27 protein-coding genes are annotated in these 26,415 nt (G+C 58.9%); 18 read left to right on the forward strand and 9 right to left on the reverse strand.

Features of this window, described 5'->3' with window-relative positions:
• Positions 1-7: 7 nt before the first annotated feature.
• A complete protein-coding gene (regB, locus tag ACR3E0_RS01755; RefSeq protein ID WP_480475594.1) occupies positions 8-1,405 on the reverse strand; it encodes a sensor histidine kinase RegB in 1,398 nt (465 codons plus the stop codon).
• 92 nt (positions 1,406-1,497) lie between these two features.
• On the opposite strand from regB, the gene ACR3E0_RS01760 reads away from it, so the two are divergent.
• On the forward strand, positions 1,498-2,118 hold the full coding sequence (locus ACR3E0_RS01760) for an SCO family protein (RefSeq protein WP_480475596.1): 621 nt from the start codon (positions 1,498-1,500) through the stop codon (positions 2,116-2,118).
• An 87-nt stretch (positions 2,119-2,205) separates the two neighbouring features.
• The gene (locus tag ACR3E0_RS01765) at positions 2,206-2,760 is read left to right on the forward strand and encodes an ActR/PrrA/RegA family redox response regulator transcription factor (protein WP_050604676.1); all 555 of its coding nucleotides are present in this window, start codon (positions 2,206-2,208) and stop codon (positions 2,758-2,760) included.
• A gap of 108 nt (positions 2,761-2,868) precedes the next feature.
• Here ACR3E0_RS01765 and ACR3E0_RS01770 read toward each other — a convergent pair whose 3' ends face one another.
• Positions 2,869-3,732, reverse strand: coding sequence for a LysR family transcriptional regulator (locus ACR3E0_RS01770; protein ID WP_480475598.1), 864 nt, complete (start codon positions 3,730-3,732; stop codon positions 2,869-2,871).
• Positions 3,733-3,820: 88 nt separating this feature from the next.
• Between ACR3E0_RS01770 and ACR3E0_RS01775 the strand changes: the two genes are divergently transcribed.
• Positions 3,821-4,579 (forward strand): sulfite exporter TauE/SafE family protein, encoded by a 759-nt coding sequence (locus ACR3E0_RS01775; RefSeq protein ID WP_480475600.1) that lies wholly within the window; start codon positions 3,821-3,823, stop codon positions 4,577-4,579.
• An 85-nt stretch (positions 4,580-4,664) separates the two neighbouring features.
• Here the strand turns inward: ACR3E0_RS01775 and ACR3E0_RS01780 are convergent, their stop codons facing one another.
• Entirely contained in the window at positions 4,665-5,258 is a 594-nt protein-coding gene (locus tag ACR3E0_RS01780) for an HD domain-containing protein (RefSeq protein WP_480475602.1), read from the reverse strand.
• Positions 5,259-5,464: 206 nt separating this feature from the next.
• Here ACR3E0_RS01780 and ACR3E0_RS01785 point away from each other — a divergent pair, with 206 nt between their 5' ends.
• Positions 5,465-5,779 (forward strand): hypothetical protein, encoded by a 315-nt coding sequence (locus ACR3E0_RS01785; protein ID WP_480475604.1) that lies wholly within the window; start codon positions 5,465-5,467, stop codon positions 5,777-5,779.
• 102 nt (positions 5,780-5,881) lie between these two features.
• Entirely contained in the window at positions 5,882-7,270 is a 1,389-nt protein-coding gene (gene ahcY, locus ACR3E0_RS01790) for an adenosylhomocysteinase (RefSeq protein ID WP_480475605.1), read from the forward strand.
• 67 nt (positions 7,271-7,337) lie between these two features.
• Here the strand turns inward: ahcY and ACR3E0_RS01795 are convergent, their stop codons facing one another.
• Positions 7,338-7,985, reverse strand: coding sequence for a DUF899 family protein (locus ACR3E0_RS01795; protein WP_480475607.1), 648 nt, complete (start codon positions 7,983-7,985; stop codon positions 7,338-7,340).
• A 203-nt stretch (positions 7,986-8,188) separates the two neighbouring features.
• Here ACR3E0_RS01795 and ACR3E0_RS01800 point away from each other — a divergent pair, with 203 nt between their 5' ends.
• Both ACR3E0_RS01800 and ACR3E0_RS01805 read left to right on the forward strand, forming a co-directional pair.
• The gene (locus ACR3E0_RS01800) at positions 8,189-8,530 is read left to right on the forward strand and encodes a DUF2853 family protein (RefSeq protein WP_480475609.1); all 342 of its coding nucleotides are present in this window, start codon (positions 8,189-8,191) and stop codon (positions 8,528-8,530) included.
• A gap of 333 nt (positions 8,531-8,863) precedes the next feature.
• Positions 8,864-9,721 (forward strand): hypothetical protein, encoded by an 858-nt coding sequence (locus tag ACR3E0_RS01805; protein WP_480475611.1) that lies wholly within the window; start codon positions 8,864-8,866, stop codon positions 9,719-9,721.
• A gap of 18 nt (positions 9,722-9,739) precedes the next feature.
• On the opposite strand, the gene ACR3E0_RS01810 is transcribed toward ACR3E0_RS01805, so the two are convergent.
• From ACR3E0_RS01810 to tsaD, 4 genes are read right to left on the reverse strand one after another with little or no spacing between them, the layout of a single operon-like run.
• Entirely contained in the window at positions 9,740-10,162 is a 423-nt protein-coding gene (locus ACR3E0_RS01810) for an EVE domain-containing protein (RefSeq protein ID WP_480475613.1), read from the reverse strand.
• Positions 10,162-10,431, reverse strand: coding sequence for a YciI family protein (locus ACR3E0_RS01815; protein WP_480475615.1), 270 nt, complete (start codon positions 10,429-10,431; stop codon positions 10,162-10,164). The genes ACR3E0_RS01810 and ACR3E0_RS01815 overlap by 1 nt, the downstream gene beginning before the upstream one ends.
• Position 10,432: 1 nt before the next feature.
• The gene (locus ACR3E0_RS01820; RefSeq protein ID WP_480475617.1) at positions 10,433-11,392 is read right to left on the reverse strand and encodes an NAD(P)H-dependent glycerol-3-phosphate dehydrogenase; all 960 of its coding nucleotides are present in this window, start codon (positions 11,390-11,392) and stop codon (positions 10,433-10,435) included.
• Entirely contained in the window at positions 11,389-12,486 is a 1,098-nt protein-coding gene (tsaD, locus tag ACR3E0_RS01825; protein WP_480475619.1) for a tRNA (adenosine(37)-N6)-threonylcarbamoyltransferase complex transferase subunit TsaD, read from the reverse strand. Before tsaD ends, ACR3E0_RS01820 begins: the two co-directional genes overlap by 4 nt.
• A gap of 96 nt (positions 12,487-12,582) precedes the next feature.
• Here tsaD and ACR3E0_RS01830 point away from each other — a divergent pair, with 96 nt between their 5' ends.
• From ACR3E0_RS01830 to ACR3E0_RS01880, 11 genes are all read left to right on the forward strand, one after another.
• Positions 12,583-13,296 carry a uroporphyrinogen-III synthase gene (locus ACR3E0_RS01830; protein WP_480475621.1) on the forward strand — a complete coding sequence of 238 codons (714 nt, stop codon included), beginning with the start codon at positions 12,583-12,585 and terminating at the stop codon, positions 13,294-13,296.
• A gap of 54 nt (positions 13,297-13,350) precedes the next feature.
• Positions 13,351-14,688, forward strand: coding sequence for a COG4223 family protein (locus ACR3E0_RS01835; protein WP_480475623.1), 1,338 nt, complete (start codon positions 13,351-13,353; stop codon positions 14,686-14,688).
• A 10-nt stretch (positions 14,689-14,698) separates the two neighbouring features.
• On the forward strand, positions 14,699-16,186 hold the full coding sequence (locus ACR3E0_RS01840) for a heme biosynthesis HemY N-terminal domain-containing protein (protein ID WP_480475625.1): 1,488 nt from the start codon (positions 14,699-14,701) through the stop codon (positions 16,184-16,186).
• Positions 16,187-16,268: 82 nt separating this feature from the next.
• Complete coding sequence (locus tag ACR3E0_RS01845) at positions 16,269-17,369, forward strand: MHYT domain-containing protein (protein ID WP_480475627.1); 1,101 nt, start codon at positions 16,269-16,271, stop codon at positions 17,367-17,369.
• 139 nt (positions 17,370-17,508) lie between these two features.
• On the forward strand, positions 17,509-18,342 hold the full coding sequence (locus tag ACR3E0_RS01850) for an FAD binding domain-containing protein (protein ID WP_480475629.1): 834 nt from the start codon (positions 17,509-17,511) through the stop codon (positions 18,340-18,342).
• A 14-nt stretch (positions 18,343-18,356) separates the two neighbouring features.
• Positions 18,357-18,851: a (2Fe-2S)-binding protein gene (locus tag ACR3E0_RS01855; protein ID WP_480475631.1), complete on the forward strand. Its 495-nt coding sequence runs from the start codon at positions 18,357-18,359 to the stop codon at positions 18,849-18,851.
• Positions 18,848-21,265 carry an aerobic carbon-monoxide dehydrogenase large subunit gene (locus ACR3E0_RS01860; RefSeq protein WP_480475633.1) on the forward strand — a complete coding sequence of 806 codons (2,418 nt, stop codon included), beginning with the start codon at positions 18,848-18,850 and terminating at the stop codon, positions 21,263-21,265. Before ACR3E0_RS01855 ends, ACR3E0_RS01860 begins: the two co-directional genes overlap by 4 nt.
• A gap of 104 nt (positions 21,266-21,369) precedes the next feature.
• A complete protein-coding gene (locus tag ACR3E0_RS01865) occupies positions 21,370-22,236 on the forward strand; it encodes an AAA family ATPase (RefSeq protein ID WP_480475635.1) in 867 nt (288 codons plus the stop codon).
• On the forward strand, positions 22,236-23,426 hold the full coding sequence (locus ACR3E0_RS01870; protein WP_480475637.1) for a vWA domain-containing protein: 1,191 nt from the start codon (positions 22,236-22,238) through the stop codon (positions 23,424-23,426). Before ACR3E0_RS01865 ends, ACR3E0_RS01870 begins: the two co-directional genes overlap by 1 nt.
• Before the next feature lie 12 nt (positions 23,427-23,438).
• Positions 23,439-24,251 (forward strand): XdhC family protein, encoded by an 813-nt coding sequence (locus ACR3E0_RS01875; RefSeq protein WP_480475639.1) that lies wholly within the window; start codon positions 23,439-23,441, stop codon positions 24,249-24,251.
• A gap of 107 nt (positions 24,252-24,358) precedes the next feature.
• On the forward strand, positions 24,359-24,811 hold the full coding sequence (locus ACR3E0_RS01880) for an SRPBCC family protein (protein WP_480475641.1): 453 nt from the start codon (positions 24,359-24,361) through the stop codon (positions 24,809-24,811).
• A 1,060-nt stretch (positions 24,812-25,871) separates the two neighbouring features.
• On the opposite strand, the gene ACR3E0_RS01885 is transcribed toward ACR3E0_RS01880, so the two are convergent.
• On the reverse strand, positions 25,872-26,411 hold the full coding sequence (locus ACR3E0_RS01885; protein WP_480475643.1) for a DUF6653 family protein: 540 nt from the start codon (positions 26,409-26,411) through the stop codon (positions 25,872-25,874).
• Positions 26,412-26,415: the final 4 nt, after the last annotated feature.

Here is a 26,415-nt window from a genome sequence, read left to right on the forward strand (position 1 = left end):
TCTTAATCTACGCTTCGATGTGCTGATTGACGCCGGATGGCACCGGCGTATCGCCCTTTTGTGCGTCGATCAGGTTTCGCGGCCATGACACTCTGACAATTGCGCCCTTGGGTGCCGGGTGATCCGACAGATGTTGATACGGGTCCGAGCCATTGGCAAAGTCCAGCTCGGCGCCGCTGCGTTCCAGCAGGGTTTTGGCGATGAACAGACCCAAACCCATGCCTTCGTATTCCGGCCGCGTGCGCTGATCGGTTTCGGTGCGGCGTCGGCGCACAAAGGGATCCCCGATCCGGCCGATCATCTGCGATGGAAATCCGCGCCCGTCATCCATGATGATGATGGTGATCCGATCCGACGTCCATTCCGCCTCGACCCAGACATTCTCGCGGGCGAAATCCACCGCATTCTGGATCAGGTTGCGCAGACCGTGAATGATCTCGGGTTTTCGCAGGATCGACGGTTGTTGCACATCCCCGTCCTGACCCGGGCCTTCCGAAAAATTGACCGACTTGCCCCGGTCGACATGCGGTTCTGCGGCCTCGTGAACGACAGTCGACAGCGGTGCCTGCCGCAAATGCAGGTCATCTTTGCCGGCCCGGCCCATGTTGCGCAGAATGTCCCTGCACCGGTTGGCCTGTTCGCGGATCAGAGCGGCATCGTCTTTTAGATCGGGCCGGTCATCCAGCTCTTCGATCAGCTCCGAACTTGTCAGCTTGATCGTGGCCAGCGGCGTGCCCAGTTCATGCGCTGCAGCAGCGACAACGCCGCCCAGATCTGTCAGCTTCTGCTCGCGTGCCAGCGCCAAATAAGTTGCCGAAAGGGCCTCGGACATTGACTGGACCTCGGAGCTGACACGGTGCGAATAGGCGCCGATGAAGGCAATCGCGATGACAATTGCGGCCCAGTTCCCGAACAGCAGGATATCGGGGATCTCCAGCACCAGCCCGAGATCCGTGCGCAGCGGCAGGTGGAACTCTGCCAGCAGGGTCGTCAGCACAATCGCAACAGCACCAACGATCAAGGTCGAGCGCGTGCTCATGACGTTGGCCGAGATCGTCACCGGACCCACCAGCAGCAAGGCAAAGGGGTTGTTCAGCCCACCGGTGAGATACAGCAGAAACGCCAGTTGCAGCAGATCAAAGAGAATCATCAGGAAGTTCTCGAACTCGGTCAGGCGTTTGTTTCGGGGGAAAATGACGATTGCGGTCAGATTGCCAATCACCGACACGCCGATGGCCAGGTAGCACAGGCCCAGTTCCAGCTGCACGTGATAGGATTGCTGAGCCACGGTAATGGCGGTGAATTGACCGACAATGGCGACCCAGCGCAGAAAGATCAGCGTGCGCAACCGGATCCAGCTGCTGCGTTCCTGTCCGCGCCAAAAGGTGTGGTTGGAATCTGTCATTGGTCGATTATGTCCTATTGAACCGGTCCATCAAGTTGATAGGTGTCCCGGAGGAAACGATCAATAATCCCCTCTTTCTCAGGATGAGCGCCATGATCCGTGTTTATGCCATACTTGCAACTGTTGTTCTTGCCGTTGGACTTGGGGCCATGTGGCTGCTGACCGCGGGTGGCGGGTCGGATGACAAATACGCGCAATGCCGGTCGGGCCAGATTGCCGGCGGGTCGGCTGCGATTGGCGGGCCGTTTGAGTTGCTGAATGCGCAAGGCGAAACCGTCACGGACAAAGATGTGATCACGGAGCCGACGCTGGTCTATTTCGGCTACACCTTCTGCCCGGACGTGTGCCCGTTCGACATGTCCCGCAACGCCGAGGCCATCGACATTCTTGCGGAACGCGGTAAATCCGTAACGCCGCTTTTCATCTCGGTCGACCCGGATCGGGATACGCCCGAAGTGGTGGGCGACTATGCCTTTAACCTGCACGAGCGCATGATCGCGCTGACCGGAACACCTGAACAGGTCAGGGCGGCCAGCAAGGCCTACAAGACCTATTACAAGGCGCAGGACAAAAGCGATGAGTACTATCTGGTGGACCATTCCACCTTTACGTATCTGGTCACACCTGAAGAAGGGTTTCTGGAATTCTTCAAACGCGACGACACCGCCGAACAGATGGCGGACAAGGTCGGCTGCTTTCTGGACCAGGTCTAAAAAAGATACATCGGTTTGACGTTTACACCCGCGCTGCTATTACTCATGTGCAGGCCAAAAGGCATGAAATAGCAGAAAGACAAGACTATGGCGGACAGTTCTCAACTCGACATCGGCCCCGATAAATCGCTGCTGTTGGTGGATGATGACGAGCCGTTTCTGAGGCGTCTGGCCAAAGCGATGGAGAAACGCGGCTTCGAAGTTGAGACCGCAGGATCGGTCGCTGCAGGCCGCGCCATTTCAACCGCCAGACCGCCTGCGTACGCCGTGGTTGATCTGCGGCTGGAGGATGGCAATGGCCTGGACGTTGTCGAAGTGCTGCGCGAAAAACGCCCCGACAGCCGTGTGGTGGTGCTGACCGGGTACGGCGCGATTGCCACCGCCGTGGCAGCGGTCAAGATCGGTGCCACGGATTACCTGTCCAAACCTGCCGATGCCACGGACATCACCAACGCGCTGCTCGCCAAAGGCGACGAACTGCCCCCGCCACCGGAAAACCCCATGAGTGCGGACCGCGTGCGCTGGGAACACATCCAGCGGGTCTATGAGCTGTGTGACCGGAACGTGTCTGAGACCGCCCGTCGACTGAACATGCACCGCCGGACATTGCAGCGGATATTGGCAAAGCGCAGCCCGCGGTAAGGATCAGCGATTTGCACTCACTCTGAAATCGGGTTCTTTTCAGAGGATGCGTGTTATGTCTGCTAAGCGGGACTGAGCCGCCATTTGCTGCGATTGCCCTTGTGACTGCTATGGTTGTTGTCTGCAAGCCGCGTCGAGTTGCTGGATCAGCAATTTTTCTCCACTAAGACCCTCGCGTAAACCTTGGTAGGCGGAGAGTGCAACCGAAGAAAGTGCGGGAAGTTTCAACGCGTCCGCCGCAGGGATCAAGGGCGGCACAATTGTTTGAGTGGGCATGACGGTTAGGGCCAGCCCTGCCTGTACGAGCGATCTGACGCCAATCGGATGCGGGCTGAGATGGGACACTTGTCCGCGCAACCCGGCCAAATCCAACGCCCTCAACGCATAGTGCCTCAGGTCTCGGCCATCAGTGAGGAAGGCCAAGGGGATCGGTCCGTTCTGCGGCAATTCGAAAAAGGGAGAGGACACCCAGCTCAAACCCAATGAATGAACAAATCTACGCTGACTGTGACGGCCCTGATCCATCATGAAGGCAACATCAATCTCGCCTTCTTCAAGGCGTTGCAAAAGCCGGTCGCTGCGGTCGCATTGAATCTGAAGCTGAACATCCGGCCGTTGACGGGAAAACGCTCCAAGGACGTCAGCAACGATGGACATGGCCAGGGTGACGGTCGTTCCCAGTCGCAGTATTTGCCGTTCATTTGTCGTTTGCACCGTTTCAACTGCTTCTGCGGAAAGCGACAGGATACGGCGGACATAGACTAAAAACGCGTCTCCTTCCGGGGTCAGAAACATGCTCTGTCCCCGGCCACGCGATACCAGCCGCTGACCCAGTGTCGTTTCCAACTTCTTAATCTGCGCGCTGATGGCTGACTGAACTGTATGCTGCTTTTCAGCGACGGTGGTAAAGCTAAGCTCATCGGCCACCATGGCGAAAGTCTGCAGGGTGTTGAGGTCAATAGAAATCTTCATAAGTGATTTATGGAGTAATATAAGATCATTTCAAAGATTTAACTCCACGCGGTAGTCCTTTGGTCGATACCACCAACCTTGGAATGTTATGGACCACACGTTCGCATTTTACGCCGTCGCTGCATTTTCAATACTGCTGACAGGCCTTTCCAAAAGCGGTTTCGGCGGTGGATTGGGCGTCATGGCGGTTCCGATGATGTCGCTTTTTGTAACACCGCAATTCGCGGCGGCGGTGATGATGCCGATCTTGCTTGCAATGGATATCCTGATCGTCTGGCGCTATCGCCGGACTTGGAATCGCAGGATCATAGCCATCCTGCTTCCTGCGGCGCTGATGGGCCTCGTCATCGGAAGCATGACATTTCAATACGTCGAGGCTGACACCATTCGGCTTCTCATTGGGTTGTTGGCGGCCTTCTTCGTCTTGCAATTCCTCATCTCCCGACCTGACAAAGGCCGCCTTGAGACGTCCCCCAAGCCTGTTGTTTGGGGGTTGGCGGCTCTTTCAGGGTTCTCCAGTTTCATTGCCCATGCAGGTGGCCCCCCGGTGAAAGGCTATCTGTTGCGACAACAGCTGGAAAAATCATGGTTTGTCGGGACCAACACCATGTTCTTTTTCTCCCTGAACTTCCTGAAAACGCTTGCCTATGGTGCTACCGGAACGCTCTCCTTGGCCAGCCTTCAGACAAGTGCAGTTCTTTCCCCCACCCTCTTTGTAGGGGTGGTCCTGGGTGTACGCCTGCATAGATTCATTGACCAAAAAGTTTTCGTCAAAGCCGTCTATGCGTTCCTGACCCTGACAGCGACCAAACTCCTGTTTGACAGTGGTTCAGCTCTCTTATTTTGATACTGGGAAGCGATAACGGACCTTCGTTTGGACTGCGGAAACAGTCGAATTGGGCTCAGAGCGGCCATTAGGTCAATTTGGCATTCTATAACAATGCTATCAGCGCCTCATGCTTTGCCATATATGCCTCTCGCACCGCAACCGGCGGGCGCAACGCAATCTCCAACCCATCCAACACCGCGCGATCAGGTCTACCAAAGAACTTCGTCGCCTCGGCCTCGGAAAACCCCGCGATCTGCGTCGCCTCCATCCACGCGCTGATCTTGTCGGCCTTCTTGATCTGCCTTTTGACCGTTTTCGGTATCTCGGCGGGCAGGCCGAACCGGATGTGGATTGCTGCGGCAAGACGGTCATCCATTGCGCCATATCCCGGGCCAACTGCGGATTTGACGGGTGAGATCATGTCGCCGATCACATATTCCGGCGCATCGTGTAACAAGGCCGCAAGCCGCCATTTCACCGGGGCCTTTGGGGCAATCCGGCCAAAAAGTTCTTCGACCAGCAGGGAATGCTCGGCCACGGAATAGGCGAAATCACCGCGTGTCTGCCCGTTCCAGCGCGCCACAAATGCCAGTCCATGCGCAATATCTTCGATCTCGATATCCACCGGGGTCGGATCCAGCAGGTCCAGCCTGCGGCCGGACAGCATTCTCTGCCATGCTCTGGGTTGTGTTGCCATTATGCCATGCCTTGTGAAGTTGGACACTTTCATGCCGCGTTTTTATGGTAGGATGTACCTGTCTGGATCACTTGCTGCCAACTTTTTCTTGAGCATTCGTGCTTTGAACCGGCGCGTTTCGATCCCGACATAAAGAACTGAGGGGGGTGCATACTCCTCCCAGTGTGCCCCTCTCGAACCGAAACACGTATCGAAAGGAGCATGCTATGTTCAAACGTCTTTTCGCTATTGCCCTGACATTTGGAATGGCCGCAACCGCACCACCCGCCTTTGCCCAGAATTGTGCACAGCGCGAGCATGTGATCACAAAACTGCAGGACGGTTACTCGGAAGAGCTGGCCTTTGGCGGTTTGCAGAAAACACGCGGCGCGCAATCGGTCATGGAGGTCTGGACCTCAAAGGAAACGGGCAGTTACACCGTTCTGGTGACCCACGCGAACGGCATTAGCTGTATTGTCGCCGTTGGCACGGATTTTTTCGAAGCGATCCCCAAAATCAAAGCAGAGGGGACGCCCAGCTGATTTTGACGCCGGAATCCCTCGTTTCCCGCCATCCTCGTTGCCACCTGCCCCAAGGGATGCTAGGGGCAGCCCGGACTGTGATTTACCGGAGTGGAGCACCTGATGGCCGGGGACTATATCGTTAAGGACATTTCGCTGGCCGGGTTTGGCCGCAAGGAACTGGATATCGCCGAAACTGAAATGCCGGGCCTGATGGCCCTGCGCGCCGAATATGGCGAAACCAAGCCTTTGAACGGTGCGCGCATCGTCGGGTCGCTGCATATGACGATCCAGACCGCTGTCCTGATCGAGACGCTGGTCGCGCTGGGCGCGGATGTGCGCTGGGCGTCGTGCAACATCTTCTCGACTCAGGACCACGCCGCCGCCGCGATTGCCGAGGCAGGCATTCCGGTCTTCGCGATCAAGGGCCAGACTCTGGAAGAGCACTGGGACTACCTGGACAAATCCTTCCTGTTCGAAGACGGCCCCAACATGATCCTGGACGATGGCGGCGACGCAACGCTGTATATCCTGCTGGGCGCGCGGGCCGAAGCGGGCGAGGACATCATCCCGGTGCCGTCCTCGGAAGAGGAAGAGGTCATCAAGAAGCAGATCGCCAAGCGTATGGCGGCTTCGCCGGGCTGGTTCACCAAGATGCGTGACCAGATTCAGGGCGTGTCCGAGGAAACCACGACCGGTGTGAACCGCTTGTATCAGCTGGTGAAAGACGGCCATTTGCCGTTCCCGGCGATCAATGTGAATGACAGCGTTACCAAGTCCAAATTCGACAACAAATACGGCTGTAAGGAATCGCTGGTCGACGGCATCCGCCGCGCCACCGACACCATGCTGGCGGGTAAGGTCGCCGTGGTCTGCGGGTATGGTGACGTGGGCAAAGGCTCAGCCGCCTCGCTGCGCGGTGCCGGTGCCCGCGTGAAGGTGACCGAAGTTGATCCGATCTGTGCCCTGCAGGCCGCGATGGACGGGTTTGAGGTTGTGATTCTGGAAGACGTGGTCGATACCGCCGATATCTTCATCACCACCACCGGCAACAAGGACGTGATCCGCATCGAGCATATGCGCGCGATGAAGGACATGGCCATCGTTGGCAACATCGGTCATTTCGACAATGAAATCCAGGTGGCCAACCTGAAGAACCACAAGTGGACCAACATCAAGGAACAGGTGGATATGATCGAGCTGCCTTCGGGCAACCGCATCATCCTGCTGTCCGAGGGTCGCCTGCTGAACCTCGGTAACGCCACCGGCCACCCGTCTTTCGTGATGTCGGCGTCCTTTACCAACCAGGTTCTGGCGCAGATCGAACTGTTCACCAAGGGCGATGAGTACGAAAACAAGGTCTACATCCTGCCCAAGCATCTGGATGAGAAAGTGGCCCGGCTGCATCTGGACCGCATTGGCGTGAAACTGACCCAGATGGACAGCGAACAGGCCGCTTACATCGGTGTAAAGCCCGAAGGCCCATTCAAGCCCGAACACTATCGGTATTGATTTCCAACAAACTCAAAACACAAAACGGCGGCCGGATCGGTCGCCGTTTTGTGTTAGAATCTGTGGTTCAGCGGAGTGACGGAAAAAAGTCGCCCCGACCCTCAGGTGTGAAATCCAGCATGTTCCAGAGCGGCCAGGCCGCATCCATGTGCCGGGGATGCCAGTCGCTGGGTTCAAAGAACAGCTCGGAGCTCCAGAAATGGTGAATGCCGTCCTGATCCCGTTGAAAGACATTCAGAATGGGCAACTGGTTGCCATCCTCAGCTTCGGCCAGGTAGTCGCGTTGGTAAGTGGTCTGCAGGGCTGAGTAGAGCGGCAGATTATCCCAGCCCATGCGTTCTTTCAGATCACTCAGCTTTTCAGGTGTGTTCTCTGCCACGACAACAAAACCGATCTTTTGCGAAAGATGCGGGATCTGGCTGTTCAGACCATCGAGAAAAGCGGAACACATCGGGCACGGCAGGTCCGCGTTGGGGCCATACATAAGAGAATAAACCGCCAGCGTGTCATGGGATCCGAACAGGGATGACAGCCCTGCCGGTGCTCCATCCAAAGACTGAAACGCATAGTTCGTTGGAACGGTTCCCCCTTTGGGCAGCGCGCGTCGCATACTGGCAACATCTTCGATCTGGCTTCGCAGTTCCGCTTCTGCCGTCAGCAGCTTGTTGCGGGCGGTTCTGTAGGCGGGGCTTTCATTGGGCAGGGAAACGGGCATGGCAACCTCCTCAATCCATAATTTAACAATAGTGTTAAATAAAAGGATACAAAAAATCAACCGCAGTTCCGGCCGGCCTTTGCTTACGGGGAATGCTTGGAATTTTTCCCTTTGTCAGACGTTCTCTTCTGTTTAACCTGCCGGCACCTTTTCAGGCATTTGAGTAAAACGCAGCCAGAACTGCAAAAAAGGGAGAGTGTTTAATGGGAAAACGCGACGATTTGATCGCCAAGTATGCCGAGGATCTGAAGGGCAAATGCGGCATGGAACCCGATATGGACCTGCTGACCAAGGTCACGATCGGATGTGGACCGGCCATCTATGACGCAGATGCATCAACGGTCGCATCCAGTCAGGAAGGGGAACTTGAGACAGTGAAGAACAACTTCCTGATCAAGAAACTCGGCCTGTCGGACGGCCCCGAGCTGATGGCGGCGATCAACACAGCCATGGAAACCTATGGCATGTCTGAACGCAACAAGTACCGCGCCGTCGTGTATTACATGCTGACCAAACATTTTGGCAAAGAGTCGGTTTACGGCTGATCCCGATCCCGACTGTTGAACAGCGCCCGTCGAACCATCGGCGGGCGTTTTGCATTTGAGTTATAGTTTATAGACTTGGCGTTTGAACCGGCAGTCGATTGTCGGGTAACGTCTACCTGTGACCAGGACGGTCAGAACCGGGATATTCTATACGTGTGTGGTGAGTAGGGAGCACGCGGGGTAGGGAAGGTTCTGCATCGTCGGGGCCTTCCCTTTTCATTTCCGGACCTTCCGAAGTGCCGCACCGCGTATGCAAATGACTGCGGTAATTTGGGAAATAGACTAAAAAATGCTAACATCTTGTGGCTTTTACCACGGCAGGGGGACCGTATTATGTTCAGAAAGCCATTTGTTCCAGCCATTCTCGGGATCATCGTGGTTGGCGCCTGCGCCAATCTGATGTGGGTTGAGCCAAAGATCTACTTGCCGGGCGCAAACGAGATCGAAGTGGACGGGCTGGGTATCAATGGGCCCGTCGATGTTCTGCCAAGAGGGACCTCGGCGATTACAATTTCGCATGAGATCACCAATGCCGGCAGCAGTCCTGTTCCAGCGGGGTACCAGATCACCGAAACCGTCATTCAATGGGTCTTTCAGCGTAATATCACCAGCGTCGGTTGGAGCGAAGGCGACCCGGCGACCCATACAATCGTCGAGTTGACGCAAAGCGGGCCGGCCCTGGCCCCCGGCGAATCCGCGATCATTTCCTTTGGGCCGTTTGCGGTTGGCAGTTGCGGTCTGTTCGGGGAAACACTGGAATTGGACACCACAAATGTCGTCGTGGAATCCTCAAATCAGGACAATGAGGACAAGCACCTGTTCTTCGTGCCCAGCAATCAGGTCATCAACATCACGGCGAATACAATCAACGACGCCCTGTTTCACGAGGTTGGCCGTACACTCACCCATCAGTTTGTGATCGACTCGGGCGGGGCGGGCAACCAATGGCTCTATACAGGGTTTTCTTGGATCGCTACCGAAGGATCTTCGGCTGACGCGGTGCCGACCCCGACCCGGGGCGCACCTCAGGGGCCCGCACCCCAGACGATCAATATGTTCGTGACACCCAAGGATCACGATATTCCGCAGCTTGGGTTCGCACCCTCAGTAAAAGGCAAAGTCACGGCCATCTCGACCGACGGATGCGTGATCAAACAAAAGGTGGCCGAAGTTCTGATTGAGCATGGATGAGGCGGTGGTGACCGGTCACTAGTCCGCCTGCGTCTGACCCAGTCCGCAGATGACCCGCCACTCGGCATCGCCGACCGGTTGCACTGACAGCCGCGAGTTCTTGACCAGCACCATATCCGCCAGACGCTCGTCCGCCTTGATCTGGTCCAGCGTTACGGCGGTCGTGAATGGGCGCACGGCCTTGATATCCACGCATTCCCATCGCGCGTCATCGGTGGTGCTGTCGGGATGCGCCTCGGCGCACACCTCGACGATCCCGACAATCGCCTTGTCCTTTTGCGAATGATAGAAAAAGCCGCGATCTCCGATCGCCATCTGACGCATGAAGTTGCGCGCCTGATAGTTTCGGACGCCGTCCCATTCCTCACCTGCGTCACCCTTTGCAACCTGTTGATCCCAGCTCCAGGTCGACGGTTCGGATTTGAATAACCAGTATGCCATCAGCCAATGACCCTTTTCCACGGAATGAGTTCAACGGACTCGAATAGCCCGGCCATCGCATATGGATCATTCTCGGCCCAGGCCTGTGCCGCCGTCAAATCCTCGACGTCCAGTATGATCAGGGATCCTATCATCGTTTCGTCATTCAACAGAGGGCCTGCCTGCAGCACTGCGCCGGTTTCCTCGATATAGGCCAGATGGGCCGCGCGATTGTCCAAACGGGTTTGCAGGGCGCCATCCTTGTCGCGGGCGATCAGGGCGATCAGCATGTTATTCCTCCTTGAGCGGGCGATTGAGCAGCGATTGAATCGCCTCGGTCACACTGTAGGTGCCGCTGCTGAGTTTCGCCACCGTCGTACTGATCGGCATGTCCAGCCCTTCGGCGTCGGCGATGTCTGCGACGGCGCGCGCGGTGGCGACACCTTCGACCGTGGTGTCGGCGTCAAATTTCAGGTTCCGGCCCAATGCCAGACCAAACTGATAATTCCGTGACAGCTCTGATGAGCAGGTCAGGACCAGATCACCTAACCCGGACAGTCCCATAAGCGTCTCGGCGCGCGCGCCGCGCAAGGTTGCAAAGCGCTGCATTTCGGCAAATCCACGCGTGATCAATGCCGCTCGGGCGCTGTCCCCCAACCCTGCGCCGATGCAGGCGCCGCAGCCGATGGCCATCACATTCTTCAAGGCTCCACCAAGCTCGGCCCCAACCGTGTCGGTGGTGCGATACAGGCGCAAATTGGCGGTGGTCAGCTCTTTTTGCAGTTCCAGCCCCAGATAGGCGTCGGCACAGGCCAGCGTCAGGGCGGTGGGCAGGCCGCGCGCGATGTCATCGGCAAAACTGGGCCCGGTCAGAAGCGCGGGGCGCGCGTCGTCAACGGTCTGCTTGATGACCGAAATCGGACCCAATCCGGTCGACAGCTCGATCCCCTTGCAACAGGCCACCAGGGTTTTTCCCGCCAGCTGAGCTTCGTGCTCTGTCAAAGCTGCGCGCAGGTTTTGCATCGGCACGGCCACCAGAAGGATTTCTGCCTGACACGCCAGGCCGATATCGGATGTCGCCGTTATCGATGACGGCAGGCTCGCACCCGAAAGGCGCGGGTTTTCCCGCGTGTCCTGAATGTGTGCGGCCTGACCGGAATCCCTGGCCCACAAGGTCACGGACCCTTTGCCCGCCAACGAACTTGCCAAGGCGGTGCCGAATGCACCCGAGCCCAGAACCGAAACGCTCATGCCTTGGCGCCTTTCCTGCCGCCGCCCAGCATCGCGGGGCTGGTGCGATCCAGCGGCCAACGCGGACGGGCGACCAGATCAAGACCGTCCCTTGCTCCGGTGCGAAACCGTTCGATCCCGGCATAGGCGATCATGGCGGCATTGTCAGTGCACAAGTTCAGCGGGGGCGCGGTGAATCGGACGCCGAACTCTGCACAAACAGACTCTAAACCGGAACAAATAGCCGCATTTGCCGCCACGCCACCGGCGACGGCAATCACCGGGTCCGATGGGTTTTCCTGCAGATACAGCGCAATGGCCCGCCGCGTTTTCTCGGCCAGCGTGTCAACCACGGCCTGTTGAAACCCCGCGCACAGGTCGGCCCGGTCCTGACGGGTCAAACCGCCCTTTTCAGCGGCGATCTGATCGCGGGTCCGCATCAGCGCGGTCTTGAGGCCGGAGAAGGACAGATCGCAACCGGGGCGATCCAGCAGCGGACGGGGAAACCGGAACCTCTTTGAGTCTCCGGATCGGGCCTCGGCCTCAACGGACGGACCGCCGGGTTGTGTCAGGCCCAGCAGCCGTGAGGTCTTGTCAAAGGCCTCACCGGGTGCGTCGTCGATCGTACCCCCCAGCCGGGTGAAATCATCGGGACCGTGGGCGATCAGATACTGGCAATGCCCGCCAGAGACCAGCAACATAAGATATGGAAAGGCGACATCATCCGTCAGGCGCGGGGTCAGAGCATGCCCGGCCAGATGGTTGATGCCGATCAGGGGCAGGCCCGTTGCCGCGCTCAGCCCTTTCGCGCACATGACCCCCGACATCACCCCGCCAATCAGGCCGGGACCGGCGGTGACCGCAATGGCATCTATGTCGGACAGAGCCAGCCCTGCCGCGCCCAGTGCCTCGACCACGCAGATATCCAGCTTTTCCGCATGCGCGCGCGCGGCAATTTCGGGCACGACACCACCAAAGGCGCTGTGCAGTTCGGTCTGCCCGTACACGACGGACGACAGAATCTCGGCCTGCGCGCCCTCTGTCTGGCGCACAACTGCAGCTGCGGTATCGTCGCAGCTGCTTTCCAATCCCAGCACGGTAAGTGTTTGCACCATGGGTCTGATCCGTTGCATCATGACTGCCAAGCGGGGTATCACCCTGCGCGGACGCAAACAATCCCAAGGCCGAAGGCGCCGCCGTTGTATCTGTTGATGACCCGCCCGCGCGCCGCCTCGGAGAGGTTTGTGGCGCAGCTGCCGACCCGCACCATGTCCCGGGTCACCGTCATCCATTCTCCATTGCTCGACATCCGGCTGCTTGACGTGCAGGTGATCACCGGCGGTGTCCGGGGGCTGATCTTTTCCTCGGCAAATGCCGTGAACGCTGCAGCATCGCTGGGTGTGTCCCGTGAGTTGCCCGCCTATTGCGTCGGACCGGCAACAACCGGAACCGCAAAAGGATCCGGCTGGCAGGCGCAAATGGCAGGCGCAACAGCCGAGGAACTTGTCGCTGCTCTGATCCGGCTCCGACCCGAGGGTCCGCTGTTGCATTTGCGCGGAGAACACAGCCGTGGGGACGTGGCCGAACGGCTAACCGAACTGGGTGTGACGACGCGGGAACAGCCCGTGTATCAACAGCGACTTCTGCCGCTGAGTGATGAGGCGTCGCAGGCCGCCGTTGGGGAAATACCGGTTATCGCGCCAGTCTTTTCGCCACGCACCGCGCGACAATTTGCCGATGTCTGGACGGGCTCCGCACCGCTATGGCTGGCCGCAATAAGTGAGGCAACGGCCGAACCCCTTTATTCCTTGACCTATGAGCGATTGAAAATCGCCAAGGAACCGACGCCCAGGAAAATGCGGAAAGCCGTTAAAAAACTTGTGAAACATGCGATGCGGGTTGAGGGTGAGACAGGCGCGGATTAACTTGGCCACGCCCGTAATTCAGTTGTTTTTAGAATCGATAAGGGGAATGCGACGGTGGCTGGTAAGAAGAAATCCAATCAGGAACCGGTAAAAGACCCCAAATCGAACGATGCGGTCGAAGAGATCGTTGTTGACCGTGATGAGGGTTCCCCAGACACGTCCCTTGACCCGAAAGAGCTTGCAGAAGAGGTGACTTCCGAAGCCGAAGCCGAAGCCGAAGCCGAAGCCGAAGCCGAAGCCGAAGCCGAAGCCGAAGCCGAAGCCGAAGCCGAAGCCGAAGCCGAAGCCGAAGCCGAAGCCGAAGCCGAAGCCGAAGCCGAAGCCGAAGCCGAAGCCGAAGCCGAAGCCGAAGCCGAAGCCGAAGCCGAAGCCCCTCCCGTGCCGGAAGAACAAAAATCCGTTGAGCGCGTCGTCGAAAAGCGTGGCGGGTTTGTTCCCGCCCTGATCGGCGGGGTCATTGCGGCGGCCATCGGGTTTGTTGCCGGGCGCAGCGATCTGATTCCGACGGGTGCTCCGGACCCGTCCGAGGCGATTGCTGCACTTGAGGCAAAACTGACGGATCAATCTGACCAGATCGCAAACCTGTCCAAAACACTTTCGGACAACTCCGACGTCTCGGATCTGTCGGATCAGGTCAAGGCATTGGCGGACAAGCTCGCGCCGGTCGAAACCGATTTGACGTCGGTGAAATCCAGCGTCGACACCTTGTCGGGTCAGGTAAGTCCGTTGTCCGACCGGCTGTCCGCGCTGGAAAAGAACCCGATTGAGGCCAGTGTTTCCCCCGAAGCAACGGCTGCCTTTGAAGCCGAGCTGGAAAAGTTGCGCGACTCACTGGCTGCCCAGCGCAGCGAGGTCGAAAAAATGGTCGCGGACGCCCAGGCATTGGAGGCCAAGGCCTCAGCAGAAGCCCGGACGGCAACCAATGCCGCCATCCTGTCGCGCTTGCATGGCCAACTGGACGCCGGCCAGTCCTATCAGGAACTGGTGGATGAGTTGAAAGCTGGCGGAGTGGACATACCGGACGCGTTGTCAGCGCCTGCCGAAAACGGCGTGGAGACGCTGTCGTCTTTGCGCGCCTCTTTTGCTCCTGCCGCCCGGTCCGCACTGGCGGACGCGCGGGACGCGGACAAAGGCACAGGCGTGATCGCTTTCCTCCAACGTCAGACCGGCGCGCGGTCGGTGACGCCGCAGGACGGCGATGACCCGGACGCGATCCTGTCGCGTGCACAGGCGGCGCTGTCGGACGGGGATCTGTCAAAAGCGCTGAGTGAATTGAAATCCTTGCCCCAAGCGGCGCAGACCGCGATGGCCGAATGGGAGCAGGCGGCCCAAACGCGGGTGTCCGCCGTTGAGGCTGCCAATACGCTGGCTTCCAGCCTGAACTCGAACTGAAGGACCTGCCATGCTGTGGTCATTGTTTAAGATCCTTGTCTTTGTAGCGATTATTGGCCTGCTGGCCCTTGGGGCCCAGTTCCTGATGCAGACCAGCGGCGGCGTTCAGATCACGGTCGCCGGGACGGAATACACGCTGAGCCCGCTGCAATCCGTAATTGCGCTGGGCGTGCTGGTTTTTGCGGTATGGCTGTTTTTTAAGCTACTGAGCTTGCTGATCGCGACGCTGAAATTTCTCAACGGCGATGAAACAGCGCTGTCGCGGTATTTCGACCGCAGCCGTGAGCAGCGTGGTTACCAGGCGTTGGCCGATGGCGTGATGGCCTTGGCATCGGGTGAGGGTCGCGTGGCGATGACCAAGGCCAACAAGGCCGAGAAACTGCTGAACAAGCCGGAGCTGACCAATCTGCTGGTGGCACAGGCTGCCGAACTGACCGGCGATACCAAGAAAGCGTCCGAGACCTACAAGAAGCTCGTCACAAACAACGCGACCCGGTTTGTCGGCGTGCGCGGCATCATGAAGCAGAAGCTGGCCGAGGGTGACGACGAAACCGCGCGGAAGCTGGCGGAAAAGGCGCTGGCCATAAAACCCCGCCACGAAGAAACACAGGACGTTCTGTTGAAACTGCAGACCAAGGCGCAGGACTGGGCCGGTGCCCGCTCGACTTTGACGTCCAAACTGAAAGCCGGCTACCTGCCACGCGATGTCTTCAAACGCCGCGACGCGGTTCTGGCGCTGTCAGAAGCCAAGGACATTCTGGACGAGACCGCCAGTGTCGAGCAGCAGGAACACGCGATTGAGGCCAACCGTCTGTCGCCCGACCTGGTGCCTGCCGCCGCTATGGCTGCGCGTGCCTATATCGCCAAGGGCAAGCCCAGAGCGGCCACCAAAATTCTGAAAAAAGCGTGGGAGGTTCAGCCTCATCCTGATCTCGCTCATGCCTTTGCCGAGATCGCACCGGATGAAACACCTCAGGAGCGGATCAAGCGGTTCACTGCACTCACGCGTGTCCACCCGGAAAACATGGAAACCCGCCTGATTCTGGCAGAGCTGAACATCGTGGCCGAAGACTTCCCAGAAGCGCGTCGGGCGCTGGGCGATGTGGTCGAAAAGCAGGCCGATGCCCGTGGGTATACGTTGATGGCCGCGATCGAGCGGGGCGAAGGCGCAACGGACGCCGTGGTTCAGGGCTGGCTGGCCAAGGCGCTGAACGCACCGCGCGGGCCGCAATGGGTGTGCGACAATTGCCATGATATTCAGGCCGAATGGGCCCCGGTCTGCAAGAATTGCGGAAGCTTTGACACGCTCAGCTGGCAAACCCCGCAAACACCCGAAATCGCCAGTGCGACCGGCGTTCACATGTTGCCGCTGATCGTGGGCGCGTTGGAGGATCGGCCGGAACCGGTCGAGGAACCGGAGGACGAAAGCCCGGACGAGGCCGACGTGATCGAACTGGACGTGGAACCGGTCGAGGGGCAGGTCGAAAAACAGGCCTGAGAGGCCGCCCCACTGGGCAATTGTCCCAACCGCCTCTGTTTGCTAACGTCGTCCTCGCGTCGGGGAGGGCGTACACACCCAAATGCTGGACTATTCGCATAACCCTTGGCTGGTTGCGGCCTCTTTGGCCGTGGCATTGATGGCCGGGTTTACAGGTCTTTATCTCACGCATGGGGCGTCCAAGCTGGACGACCAGCGGCGCAAGTTCATCGTGGCTTTGGCAGCCGTGATCCTTGGAGGCGGCATCTGGTCCATGCATTTCGTTGCGATGCTGGGGCTGCAACTGCCGATCCTGTTTTACTATGACGCGCTGATCACCCTGATTTCGGCACTGGTGGCCATTCTGATGGTGGGGTTGGCGTTGCTGCTGTTACATTTTCGTCCCCGCACCATGCGCACCATCCTTGGTGCCGGGGTGATTGTGGGTCTGGGCATCGTGGTGATGCACTATGTCGGGATGGCCGGGATGGAGCTCTGCCGACCGGTCTACAATGTGCTGGATGTGACAATCGCCACCGTCGCCTCTGTCGTTCTGTCAGTGCTTGCGATCTGGGTTGCCTACGACAAACGCACCGAGCGCAACATTCTGCTGGGGACAGTGTGTTTCGGACTGGCGGTGTTCACGATGCATTTCGTGGCCACCGGTCTGACTGACTTCGTCGCAAGTGACAGCGCCGGCGGCGCGGGACCGGCGCTGAACAATCAGGTGCTGGCCATGGGTGTTACCGTGTCGGTTTTTCTGATCTGCGGCGCCTTCCTGCTAACCGGGATTACCTTTGTCGGTTCAGAGCCGGAGAGCGCAGTCAATCCCCACGAGCCCGATCCTGATCCGCAACCCGTTGCGCCAATGCGGGCAGGCGTCCCGTTCGAGCGTGAAGGCCAGACGTTCTTTGCAGAGCCGACGCGGATCGCTGCCGTCCGGGCCGAAGGGCACTACACTGTCCTGTACATGGATGCAGAGAAGCTTTTCTGTCCGTGGTCCATCACCGAGGCCGAGGCGCGTCTGAAACCTGACGGGTTCCTGCGGGCGCATCGCAGTTACCTGGTGAACCCGAAACACGTGTCCAGTTTCGAGCGGCACAAGGACAACGGGACCTGCTATTTCGATGACGTTGACGCATTGACCAAGGTTCCGGTCAGCCGGTCCCGCCTGACGGACATCCGCAACGCGCTGGGCCTCTGATCGCAACTCGTGCAGTCTATTCGCATTTCGTGAAACAGACTGCGCGCCCCGTTCCCCGTGGCTGGTGAGCCCGGGGTCTCAGCCGCTTTTCTAATCCCAGGTCCCCCAAGGCACATTGTCGGACCCAGGGAGGAAAAACATGATACCAGCCGGTTTTGAGTATCACCGGCCAGGCGACATCGCCTCGGCCATTGGCATTTTGCAAGAGCACGGAGACGAGGCGCGCGTCATCGCGGGTGGTCACAGCCTGATCCCGATGATGAAGCTGCGTATGGCCGAGATGGGCCATCTGGTCGACCTTCAGGCGATCGACGAATTGAAGGGCATTGAGATCGGCGGCGAGACTGTTTCGCTGGGCGCGATGGTCACGCAGCATGAGTTGATCACCCATGACGGGCTAGCGACGGCCATTCCGCTGATCCGTGAAGCCTCGTTGCAGATTGCGGATCCGCAGGTACGTTACATGGGCACAGTGGGTGGCAATGTGGCCAATGGCGATCCGGGCAATGACATGCCGGGGCTGATGCAGTGCCTGAATGCGACGTTTGAGTTGTCTGGTCCCGATGGCACCCGCAGCGTCGCCGCGCGCGACTTTTACGAGGCTGCATATTTCACGGCGCGTGAAGACGAGGAAATTCTGACTCGCATTTCGATCCCGGTCCCTGGCGCAGGCGTCGGGCAGGCCTATGAGAAGCAAAAACGCAAGATCGGAGATTACGCAACCGCCGCCGCCGCAGTGATGGTTGGCAATGGAACGGCCTCGGTGGCTATGACCAATCTCGCCGATACGCCGATCTGGTCCGAAGCGGCCAGCAGCGCTTTGGCAGGCGGAGATGTCGACGGTTGCGTTTCCGCAATGTTCGACGCCATCGACCCGGTGGCCGACAACCGTGGACCCGTCGAATTCAAGAAACACGTGGCCGCTGTAATGCTGCGCCGCGCCATCGACCGTGCGCAAAGCCGCGCGGGCTGAGGGGAGGAACACTTATGTCAAAAATGCACGTCAAACTCACCGTGAACGGCAAAGAGGTCGAAGGTTTGGCCGAGCCGCGTACGCTGCTGATCCACTTCCTGCGGGAAGATTTGAAAATCACCGGCCCCCATATCGGGTGCGAAACCAGCCACTGCGGCGCCTGCACCGTGGATATCGACGGTAAATCCGTCAAATCCTGCACCACCTTTGTCGCGCAAGTAAACGGTGCTGATATTACCACGGTCGAAGGCCTGACCAATGACGATGGCAGCCTGGGTGTTCTGCAGGAAATGTTCCGCGAACATCACGGGCTACAGTGCGGCTTCTGCACGCCGGGCATGATTACCCGCGCGCATCGCCTGCTGCAGGAAAATCCGAATCCAACTGAGGAAGACATCCGCTTTGGTATGGCTGGCAACCTCTGCCGCTGCACCGGCTATCAGAACATCGTCAAGGCGATCTCAGCCTCAGCTGATCTGCTCAATGCACAGAAGGAGGCTGCGGAATGAACGACCAGACTCTGACCCCCGAAGAACGCGCCGCCAACCTCAAAGGCATGGGCTGCGCCCGCAAGCGCGTCGAGGACGTGCGCTTTACCCAAGGCAAGGGCAACTACGTCGACGACATCAAGCTGGACGGGATGCTGTTCGGCGACTTTGTGCGCTCCCCCTATGCGCATGCCCGCGTTGTCAGTGTTAACAAAGAAGCGGCTTTGGCCGTGCCCGGCGTCGTTGCCGTTCTGACTGCCGAGGATCTGGCTCCGTTGGGCCTGCATTGGATGCCGACACTGGCTGGCGACAAGCAGATGGTGCTGGCCGATGGCAAGGTTCTATTCCAAGGCCAGGAAGTTGCCTATGTCGTTGCCGAAGACCGCTATATCGCGGCGGACGCGGTGGAACTGGTCGAGGTCGAATATGAAGAGCTGCCTGTTATCACTGACCCGTTCGAGTCGTTGAAATCCGACATCGTCCTGCGTGAGGACCTCGAGGGCCAGACTGAAGGGGCGCACGGACCGCGCAAGCACCACAACCATATCTTCACTTGGGAGCAGGGCGACAAGGACGCAACCGAGGCCATTTTGGCCGAGGCCGACGTGGTCGCCGAAGAGATGGTCTATTACCACCGGACTCATCCCTGCCCATTGGAAACCTGCGGGTGCGTGGCGTCAATGGACAAGGTGACCGGTAAATTGACGCTTTATGGTACGTTTCAGGCTCCGCATGCGATCCGCACGGTTGTGTCACTGATTTCGGGGATCGCCGAGCACAACATCCGGGTGATCAGCCCCGATATCGGCGGCGGGTTCGGCAACAAGGTCGGGGCCTACGCCGGATACGTTTGTTCGGTTGTGGCTTCGATCGTGACAGGCCAGCCGGTCAAATGGGTCGAGGACCGGATGGAGAACCTGATGTCCACCGCCTTTGCCCGCGACTACTGGATGCAGGGCAAGATCGCGGCCACCAAGGACGGCAAAATCACTGGTCTGTGGTGTCACACAACGGCGGATCACGGCGGGTTCGATGCCTGTGCCGACCCGACCAAGTTCCCGGCGGGGTTCATGAACATCTGCACCGGGTCTTATGACATCCCGACTGCTTATCTGGCCGTGGATGGTGTCTATACCAACAAGGCTCCGGGCGGCGTGGCCTACCGCTGTTCCTTCCGCGTGACCGAGGCCGCCTATTTCATCGAACGGATGATCGAGGTTCTGGCCATCAAGCTGAACATGGACGCCGCCGAGCTGCGCCGGATCAACTTCATCAGGGCCGATCAGTTCCCCTATCAGTCCGCACTGGGGTGGGAGTATGACTCGGGCGACTATCACACGGCCTGGGACAAGGCGCTGAAGGCTGTGGACTATGACGGTTTAAGGGCCGAACAGGCGCAGCGGATCGAGGACTTTAAGGCGGGTAAGACTCGCAAATTACTGGGAATAGGTCTGACGCATTTTACCGAGATCGTCGGCGCTGGCCCGGTGAAGAACTGCGACATCCTTGGGCTGGGCATGTTCGATTCATGCGAAATCCGCATCCATCCGACCGGCTCGGCCATCGCGCGGCTGGGGACGATCTCTCAGGGTCAGGGCCATGCCACGACCTTTGCCCAGATCATCGCCAGCGAGATCGGCCTGCCCGCCGATGATATCACGCTGGAAGAAGGCGACACCGACACCGCGCCGTATGGTCTCGGGACCTATGGGTCTCGGTCGACACCTGTGGCCGGTGCGGCAACGGCAATGGCGGCGCGCAAGATCCGCGCCAAAGCGCAGATGATTGCGGCCTATCTGCTTGAGGTCCATGACGACGATGTCGAATGGGACGTGGATCGCTTCGCTGTCAAAGGCGCGCCCGAGCGGTTCAAGACGATGAAGGAAATCGCCTTTGCTGCTTACAATCAGGCGATCCCCGGGCTGGAACCGGGTCTGGAGGCGGTCAGCTACTATGACCCGCCGAACATGACCTATCCGTTCGGGGCCTATATCTGCGTCATGGAGATCGACGTGGATACCGGCGAATGGGAGGTCCGGCAGTTCTATGCGCTGGATGATTGCGGCACGCGCATCAATCCGATGATCATCGAAGGGCAGGTCCATGGTGGTGCAACCGAGGCACTGGCCATCGCGATGGGTCAGGAAATCGCCTATGATGAGATGGGCAATGTGAAGACTGCGACGCTCATGGATTTCTTCATCCCCACCGCGTGGGAGACGCCGAACTACACCACCGATCACACGGTGACACCGTCGCCGCACCATCCGATTGGAGCCAAGGGTGTGGGGGAAAGTCCAAATGTGGGCGGTGTACCCGCCTTCTCGAACGCGGTGCATGATGCGTTCCGGCCCTTTGGGTTGGTGCAGAGTCACATGCCGCATGATCATTGGCGGATCTGGAAGATCGCGAATGGGTTGGGGATGCACGGGTAGTTGGGATCGAACCGGCTGACGCCGGTCCGACCAGGCGGAGGGGGCCAGCCCCCTCCGAACCTCCCCGGAGGTATTTTTGGCCAGATGAAGATTGGATCCTGGTTGTGACTTTGAGAGATGTTCAAATAGGGTTGGCCGCGCAGGGCTATGTCGCCGATGACAGGCTGGCGATGGCGCTGCATCTGGCGCAGGAGTTGGGTCGGCCCTTGTTGCTGGAAGGGCCAGCCGGCGTCGGCAAGACCGAGGTTGCCAAGGCGATTGCGGCGTGGCGCGACACGCGGCTGATCCGGCTGCAATGCTATGAAGGGCTGGATTCCAGCCACGCCATTTATGAGTGGAATTATCAGCGCCAGTTGCTGGCCATCCGTGCGAGCGAGGCACGGGGCGGAACCCGCGAGGCTGAGCTCTTCACGGACGACTATCTTCTGAAAAGGCCTTTGTTAGAGGCGATATCACAAGACAGGCCGCCCGTGCTGCTGATTGATGAGATTGATCGGGCGGATGAGGAGTTCGAGGCCTATCTGCTGGAGATCCTGTCCGACTTTCAGATCACTATTCCTGAACTTGGAACCATCGAGGCGCAAGTGCGACCCATTGTGATCCTGACGGCCAACGGAACCCGGGACTTGTCGGACGCGTTGCGCCGGCGGTGCCTCTACAGTTTCCTCGACTATCCCTCGAAGGAAACCGAAATGGCGATTCTGCGGGCGCGAATGCCAGAGATTGAAGGGGCTCTTGCGCGGCAGATCATCGAAGTGGTGCAGGCGCTGCGGAAGGAAGACCTGGAAAAAACGCCGGGCATTGCCGAGATGCTGGATTGGGCCGCGGCGTTGGCCGGGTTGGGCGTCAACGATCTGGCGAAGTCACGGGAAGAGGTTCAGGCGACCATGGTATGCCTGTTGAAAACTGCCGCTGATTATGACGCTGCTCCGCCCGAGGTGATGGACCGCCTGATTGGAAAGGTGGCGTGATGCAGGTAACGCGCTTCCCCTCTCGCGCGGCTGGCCTTGCGGATCGGATGTCAGGGTTCATTGCGCATCTGCGCCTGAACGGCCTGAGGGCCGGCCCGCGTGAAACCCAGGATGCGCTGGCGGCCTTGTCTGCGGTGGATGCAACAGATCCCGGTCAGGCACGGCAGGCTTTGCGTACCCTGCTCTCTGGGGATGCGGATGACTGGCGGCGTTTCGATGACCTGTTTGATGCCTATTGGTTCAACACGGGCAAGCAGCGCACCGGGATGGCGCAGAATACACATGTGCGGGTGCAAGCCGCGAAACCGATGATCTGGCAAGACCAAAACCAGGGATCGGAAACCACTCAGAGCGATGCAGATCAGGTGGCCACCGCTCCTGATCCGGGCAATGGGGACGCCGAGGGGATGGACGGGAAGCTGATTGCGACCCGAACGGCCAACCTGTCGCGTCGGGATCTGCGGGAGTTGATGGACGAAGAGGCTCTAAAACAGGCGGAATCCGCCGCTTTGGCCCTTGCGCGCGCAATTCGGGACCGCCGCTCCCGCAGGCGCAAGCGGGCGCTGCACGGCCCGGTGCTGGATATGCGCCGGATACAGCGGGCCAGCCTCGCGCGCGGTGGGGAGCCTCTGGATCTGTTTCGCCGCGCCAAACCGCCCCGCCCGATGCGGATCGTTGCGTTGTGCGATGTCAGCGGGTCGATGACGGTTTATTCGCGGGTCTTTCTGGCCTTTCTCAAAGGTCTGGTCGGCAGTGGCACCGAGGCAGACGCCTATCTGTTCCACACCCGCCTGATGCGCGTCACCGATGCGTTGAGGGATCACGACACCCTGCGTGCTGCGGGGCGGTTGTCACTGATGGCTGAGGGGTTCGGCGGCGGCACCGATATCTCTGGCAGTCTTCAGAGCTTCTTGGACGGGTATGGCGCGCGGGCCCTGAACGGGCGCACCATCGTTCTGATCCTGTCGGACGGATATTGCAGTTCAGATCCTGAGGCGCTCGGCGATGCGCTGGCGCGTATCCGGCGCAAGGCCCGTCGTGTTGTGTGGCTGAACCCGCTGAAGGGATGGAAGGCGTACCAACCGATAGCCGCGGCGATGCAAGCGGCCGAGCCGCATCTGGACGCGCACCTGCCCGCCAACACACTCGAAGCGCTTGCGGCGTTGGAGCCTCAATTCCGCAAGCTGTGAAAGGAGCCTGACTTGGCCAGTTTCGACATTTTCGACACTATTGAACGTTTGCGCCAGACCGGAGACGCGTTTTGCGTGGCCACGGTTCTGCGCACCGCTGACGCGACATCGGCCAAGGCAGGAGGCAAGGCGGCGATTACACGGGATGGACAGATTCTGGGCCATCTGGGCGGCGCTTGTGTGCAACGCGCGGTTCGCACATCGGCCCAGCAAGCCCTGCAAAGCGGCATGCCCCAGATGATCCGCGTCAAACCTTCAAAAAAGGTGGTGAATATGACGGACCCGGACGGCGTTCAGACCTATAAAAGCGGATGCCCATCCGGCGGGACGGTCGATTTGCTGGTTGAGCCCTATCAACATGCGCCACGGCTGGTGATTTTTGGCGAGTCGCTGATTGCGACGGCGCTGGCTGCGCATGGGGCCTTGGCAGGGTTCCGGGTTTGCCTGGCCGAAGGGGCCGATGTGACAGGCGAGTATGACCGGTTTTCGCAGGATCAGATCGGCGATCTGGATGTCCAGGCGCGTGATTTCGTTGTTGTCGCGTCGCAGGGGCGCGGTGACGGCGCGGCGTTGAAGGCTGCTTTGGAAACCGAGGCAGCACATGTTTCAATGGTGGCGAGCCGCCGCAAAGCGGATACGTTGACCGCGAAACTGACCACGCAAGGCATGGACCCACTGCGGGTCGCGCGGCTGAAATCACCGGCCGGTCTGGATATCCATGCCATTGACCCGCACGAGATTGCCCTGTCGATCCTGGCCGAAATCGTGCTGTGGCGAAACAGTGACAAATCATCGGAGGCGCCCCATGATGAAAAACTGGCTTAAACGCTTGACAGGGATCTGGCCAAAACCGTCCAGAAAGGACGATAACGAAGCGGCGGAAACCGCGCTCCGCGTCTTCCCAAGATGTTGTTGAACAAGGAAAGATCAGAATGGAACTCAGTGACGAAATCCGCATCTCGGCGCCCAGAGACGTTGTCTATCGCGCCCTGAACAACCCGGAGATTCTGCAGGAGTGCATTCCGGGCTGCGAAGAACTGACACAAACCTCTCCGGAAGAGCTTGAGGCCAAAGTCGTTCTGAAAATCGGTCCGGTAAAAGCCCGGTTTGCAGGCCAGGTCACGCTGGACACGTCCAATGCCCCGGACGGGTTCTCTTTGAACGGAGAAGGCAAGGGCGGGGCTGCAGGCTTTGCAAAAGGCGGGGCCGAGGTGACATTGAGTGAGGATGGCGACGAAACCGTACTGGCCTACACCGCTAAGGTTGATATCGGCGGCAAGATCGCGCAACTGGGCAGCCGGTTGATCGCAGGGACGGCCAAAAAGCTGTCAGGAAAGTTCTTTACCCGGTTTGGTGAGATCGTATCCGAGCAATCAGTGTCGTGAAATTTCCATGACATGGTGGGATGACGTGGAGAACGCGTCACGGGGCAGCCGGAGATCGGGCTGTTGTCAGAGGTGCTGGTTTGATTGCGCCGGGTTGGTCGGCGAGTCGGTCTTTTTGTGTCGGCCCCCGATCGGCAGATCATTCTGTTTTTCTTCAAGCGTGGCTTTGAACAGGGCCCGTAACTCAGATTTATCCAGAGATTGAAGTCTGTCGTCCAATAAAACGGGCACATGGTTTGAACTTTCAGAGGTCGTTGGGCGCACCAATTCAACCACGTTGAAGCGATCTAGAAGTGACTTGATAGGCATCGTCAGATTCCTCCCACATTGGACTTCCAAGGACTTTGCCGCTGCGAACCGGGTCCGAGCCCAACGGTGTGGCAGGCTCCAGGACGCCTTTTCCGTGAGTGACGATCCGCAGCGACAGAGGGCATTTAGGAAACGCGCCGAGATCCGTAAGGGGGAAGAAATCAGCATTTTTCGTCAGTTTTTGACTCGTCAGTCAAAAAAACCAAGCTCAGCTTACGTTTACGTCAACTAGGTGAACTATGAGGCCGAGTAAAGGACGTTACGTCAAAACGCGGTCGGTCGCCGCGACGGGTTCAACGAGCGTGGATTCCCGCCGGCTCACAGAGTTTTTGAAACGATTCACGCAGAGGGAATGACCCCATGTCGGCTCAGCAGATGAAGCACCCATGCGGTATAGGCAAACCATCTTGCGATATCGACTCCGTGTTGGAGCGGTAAGACGCTGCCCACGTCGATGGACGTAGATGAATTCAAAAGGCAACCGATGTCCCATGCAACCAAATGTCATTGCGGTGCCGTCTCAATAGAGTTGCAACGCCCAATACGAAAGCTGACCCAGTGTAACTGCTCGATGTGTCGGCGACACGGTGCTTTGTGGGCCTGTCAGCAAAGGACGGCCATTCGTGTGAAGGACGACGCGACCGTCTTGAGGGCGTACCAACCGGTCTCAGCTGTGCTTTCAAATTGGTCAATAGGGCCGGGTCATTGTCAATGTGGATCACGAAATGATCGAGGCGAAGGTCGTGAGGACTCATGGCTGGGCTTGCATCTCAAGCCGCGCGTCCCATTCTCCGCGGTCCCAAGCGGCATAAGTCGGATGTCGGCTCTTCATCTCGTCCCAGAGCAAGGCCATGCGATCAACAAACCATGCCTTGCACGCCACGGATGCGTGCCATCCCGTGAGCGCGGTCCAAAAATCGGCCCGGAGAAATCCCCAGAGGCACAACAGCATAAACAAACCAGACAGAACGGTCGTTAACAAAGCGATGCGGTACGGCTCGCTTGGAATTGGTATGATGTCGCGGTTGAGAAAGGCGCGCTCGCCCAATACGCCGCGGGCCGCCCAACTGTCTGCACGGTCCGGCGGAGCAAAGAAGCGCGGGTTGAGATAGACCCAGCCGCAGGCCAACAGGATTGGGACGATGGCCCACCATCCGATCCAATAGAGGCTCCAGAACGCAAAAAACACCGGGACAGCACCGCCAAAACGCGTGTAAACGCTCCAGGGACTGGCGTGGCGGGCCCATGTTGCATCGGACATACCCATCAGTGCTTCAGCGCGCTTGAACATGTCC

The sequence above is a fragment of the Ruegeria sp. AJ12 genome, assembly GCF_056536245.1.

Coding starts and splice junctions, on each gene's coding strand:
- ACR3E0_RS01870 (WP_480475637.1), top strand. CDS start 22,236: ATGCAGGTAACGCGCTTCCCCTCTCGCGCGGCTGGCCTTGCGGATCGG.
- regB (WP_480475594.1), bottom strand. CDS start 1,405: ATGACAGATTCCAACCACACCTTTTGGCGCGGACAGGAACGCAGCAGC.
- ACR3E0_RS01795 (WP_480475607.1), bottom strand. CDS start 7,985: ATGCCCGTTTCCCTGCCCAATGAAAGCCCCGCCTACAGAACCGCCCGC.
- ACR3E0_RS01845 (WP_480475627.1), top strand. CDS start 16,269: ATGCTGGACTATTCGCATAACCCTTGGCTGGTTGCGGCCTCTTTGGCC.
- ACR3E0_RS01780 (WP_480475602.1), bottom strand. CDS start 5,258: ATGGCAACACAACCCAGAGCATGGCAGAGAATGCTGTCCGGCCGCAGG.
- tsaD (WP_480475619.1), bottom strand. CDS start 12,486: ATGGTGCAAACACTTACCGTGCTGGGATTGGAAAGCAGCTGCGACGAT.
- ACR3E0_RS01810 (WP_480475613.1), bottom strand. CDS start 10,162: ATGGCATACTGGTTATTCAAATCCGAACCGTCGACCTGGAGCTGGGAT.
- ACR3E0_RS01815 (WP_480475615.1), bottom strand. CDS start 10,431: ATGCTGATCGCCCTGATCGCCCGCGACAAGGATGGCGCCCTGCAAACC.
- ACR3E0_RS01775 (WP_480475600.1), top strand. CDS start 3,821: ATGGACCACACGTTCGCATTTTACGCCGTCGCTGCATTTTCAATACTG.
- ACR3E0_RS01885 (WP_480475643.1), bottom strand. CDS start 26,411: ATGTTCAAGCGCGCTGAAGCACTGATGGGTATGTCCGATGCAACATGG.
- ACR3E0_RS01800 (WP_480475609.1), top strand. CDS start 8,189: ATGGGAAAACGCGACGATTTGATCGCCAAGTATGCCGAGGATCTGAAG.
- ACR3E0_RS01770 (WP_480475598.1), bottom strand. CDS start 3,732: ATGAAGATTTCTATTGACCTCAACACCCTGCAGACTTTCGCCATGGTG.
- ACR3E0_RS01830 (WP_480475621.1), top strand. CDS start 12,583: ATGACCCGCCCGCGCGCCGCCTCGGAGAGGTTTGTGGCGCAGCTGCCG.
- ACR3E0_RS01840 (WP_480475625.1), top strand. CDS start 14,699: ATGCTGTGGTCATTGTTTAAGATCCTTGTCTTTGTAGCGATTATTGGC.
- ACR3E0_RS01785 (WP_480475604.1), top strand. CDS start 5,465: ATGTTCAAACGTCTTTTCGCTATTGCCCTGACATTTGGAATGGCCGCA.
- ACR3E0_RS01805 (WP_480475611.1), top strand. CDS start 8,864: ATGTTCAGAAAGCCATTTGTTCCAGCCATTCTCGGGATCATCGTGGTT.
- ACR3E0_RS01760 (WP_480475596.1), top strand. CDS start 1,498: ATGATCCGTGTTTATGCCATACTTGCAACTGTTGTTCTTGCCGTTGGA.
- ahcY (WP_480475605.1), top strand. CDS start 5,882: ATGGCCGGGGACTATATCGTTAAGGACATTTCGCTGGCCGGGTTTGGC.
- ACR3E0_RS01820 (WP_480475617.1), bottom strand. CDS start 11,392: ATGAGCGTTTCGGTTCTGGGCTCGGGTGCATTCGGCACCGCCTTGGCA.
- ACR3E0_RS01860 (WP_480475633.1), top strand. CDS start 18,848: ATGAACGACCAGACTCTGACCCCCGAAGAACGCGCCGCCAACCTCAAA.
- ACR3E0_RS01850 (WP_480475629.1), top strand. CDS start 17,509: ATGATACCAGCCGGTTTTGAGTATCACCGGCCAGGCGACATCGCCTCG.
- ACR3E0_RS01855 (WP_480475631.1), top strand. CDS start 18,357: ATGTCAAAAATGCACGTCAAACTCACCGTGAACGGCAAAGAGGTCGAA.
- ACR3E0_RS01880 (WP_480475641.1), top strand. CDS start 24,359: ATGGAACTCAGTGACGAAATCCGCATCTCGGCGCCCAGAGACGTTGTC.
- ACR3E0_RS01765 (WP_050604676.1), top strand. CDS start 2,206: ATGGCGGACAGTTCTCAACTCGACATCGGCCCCGATAAATCGCTGCTG.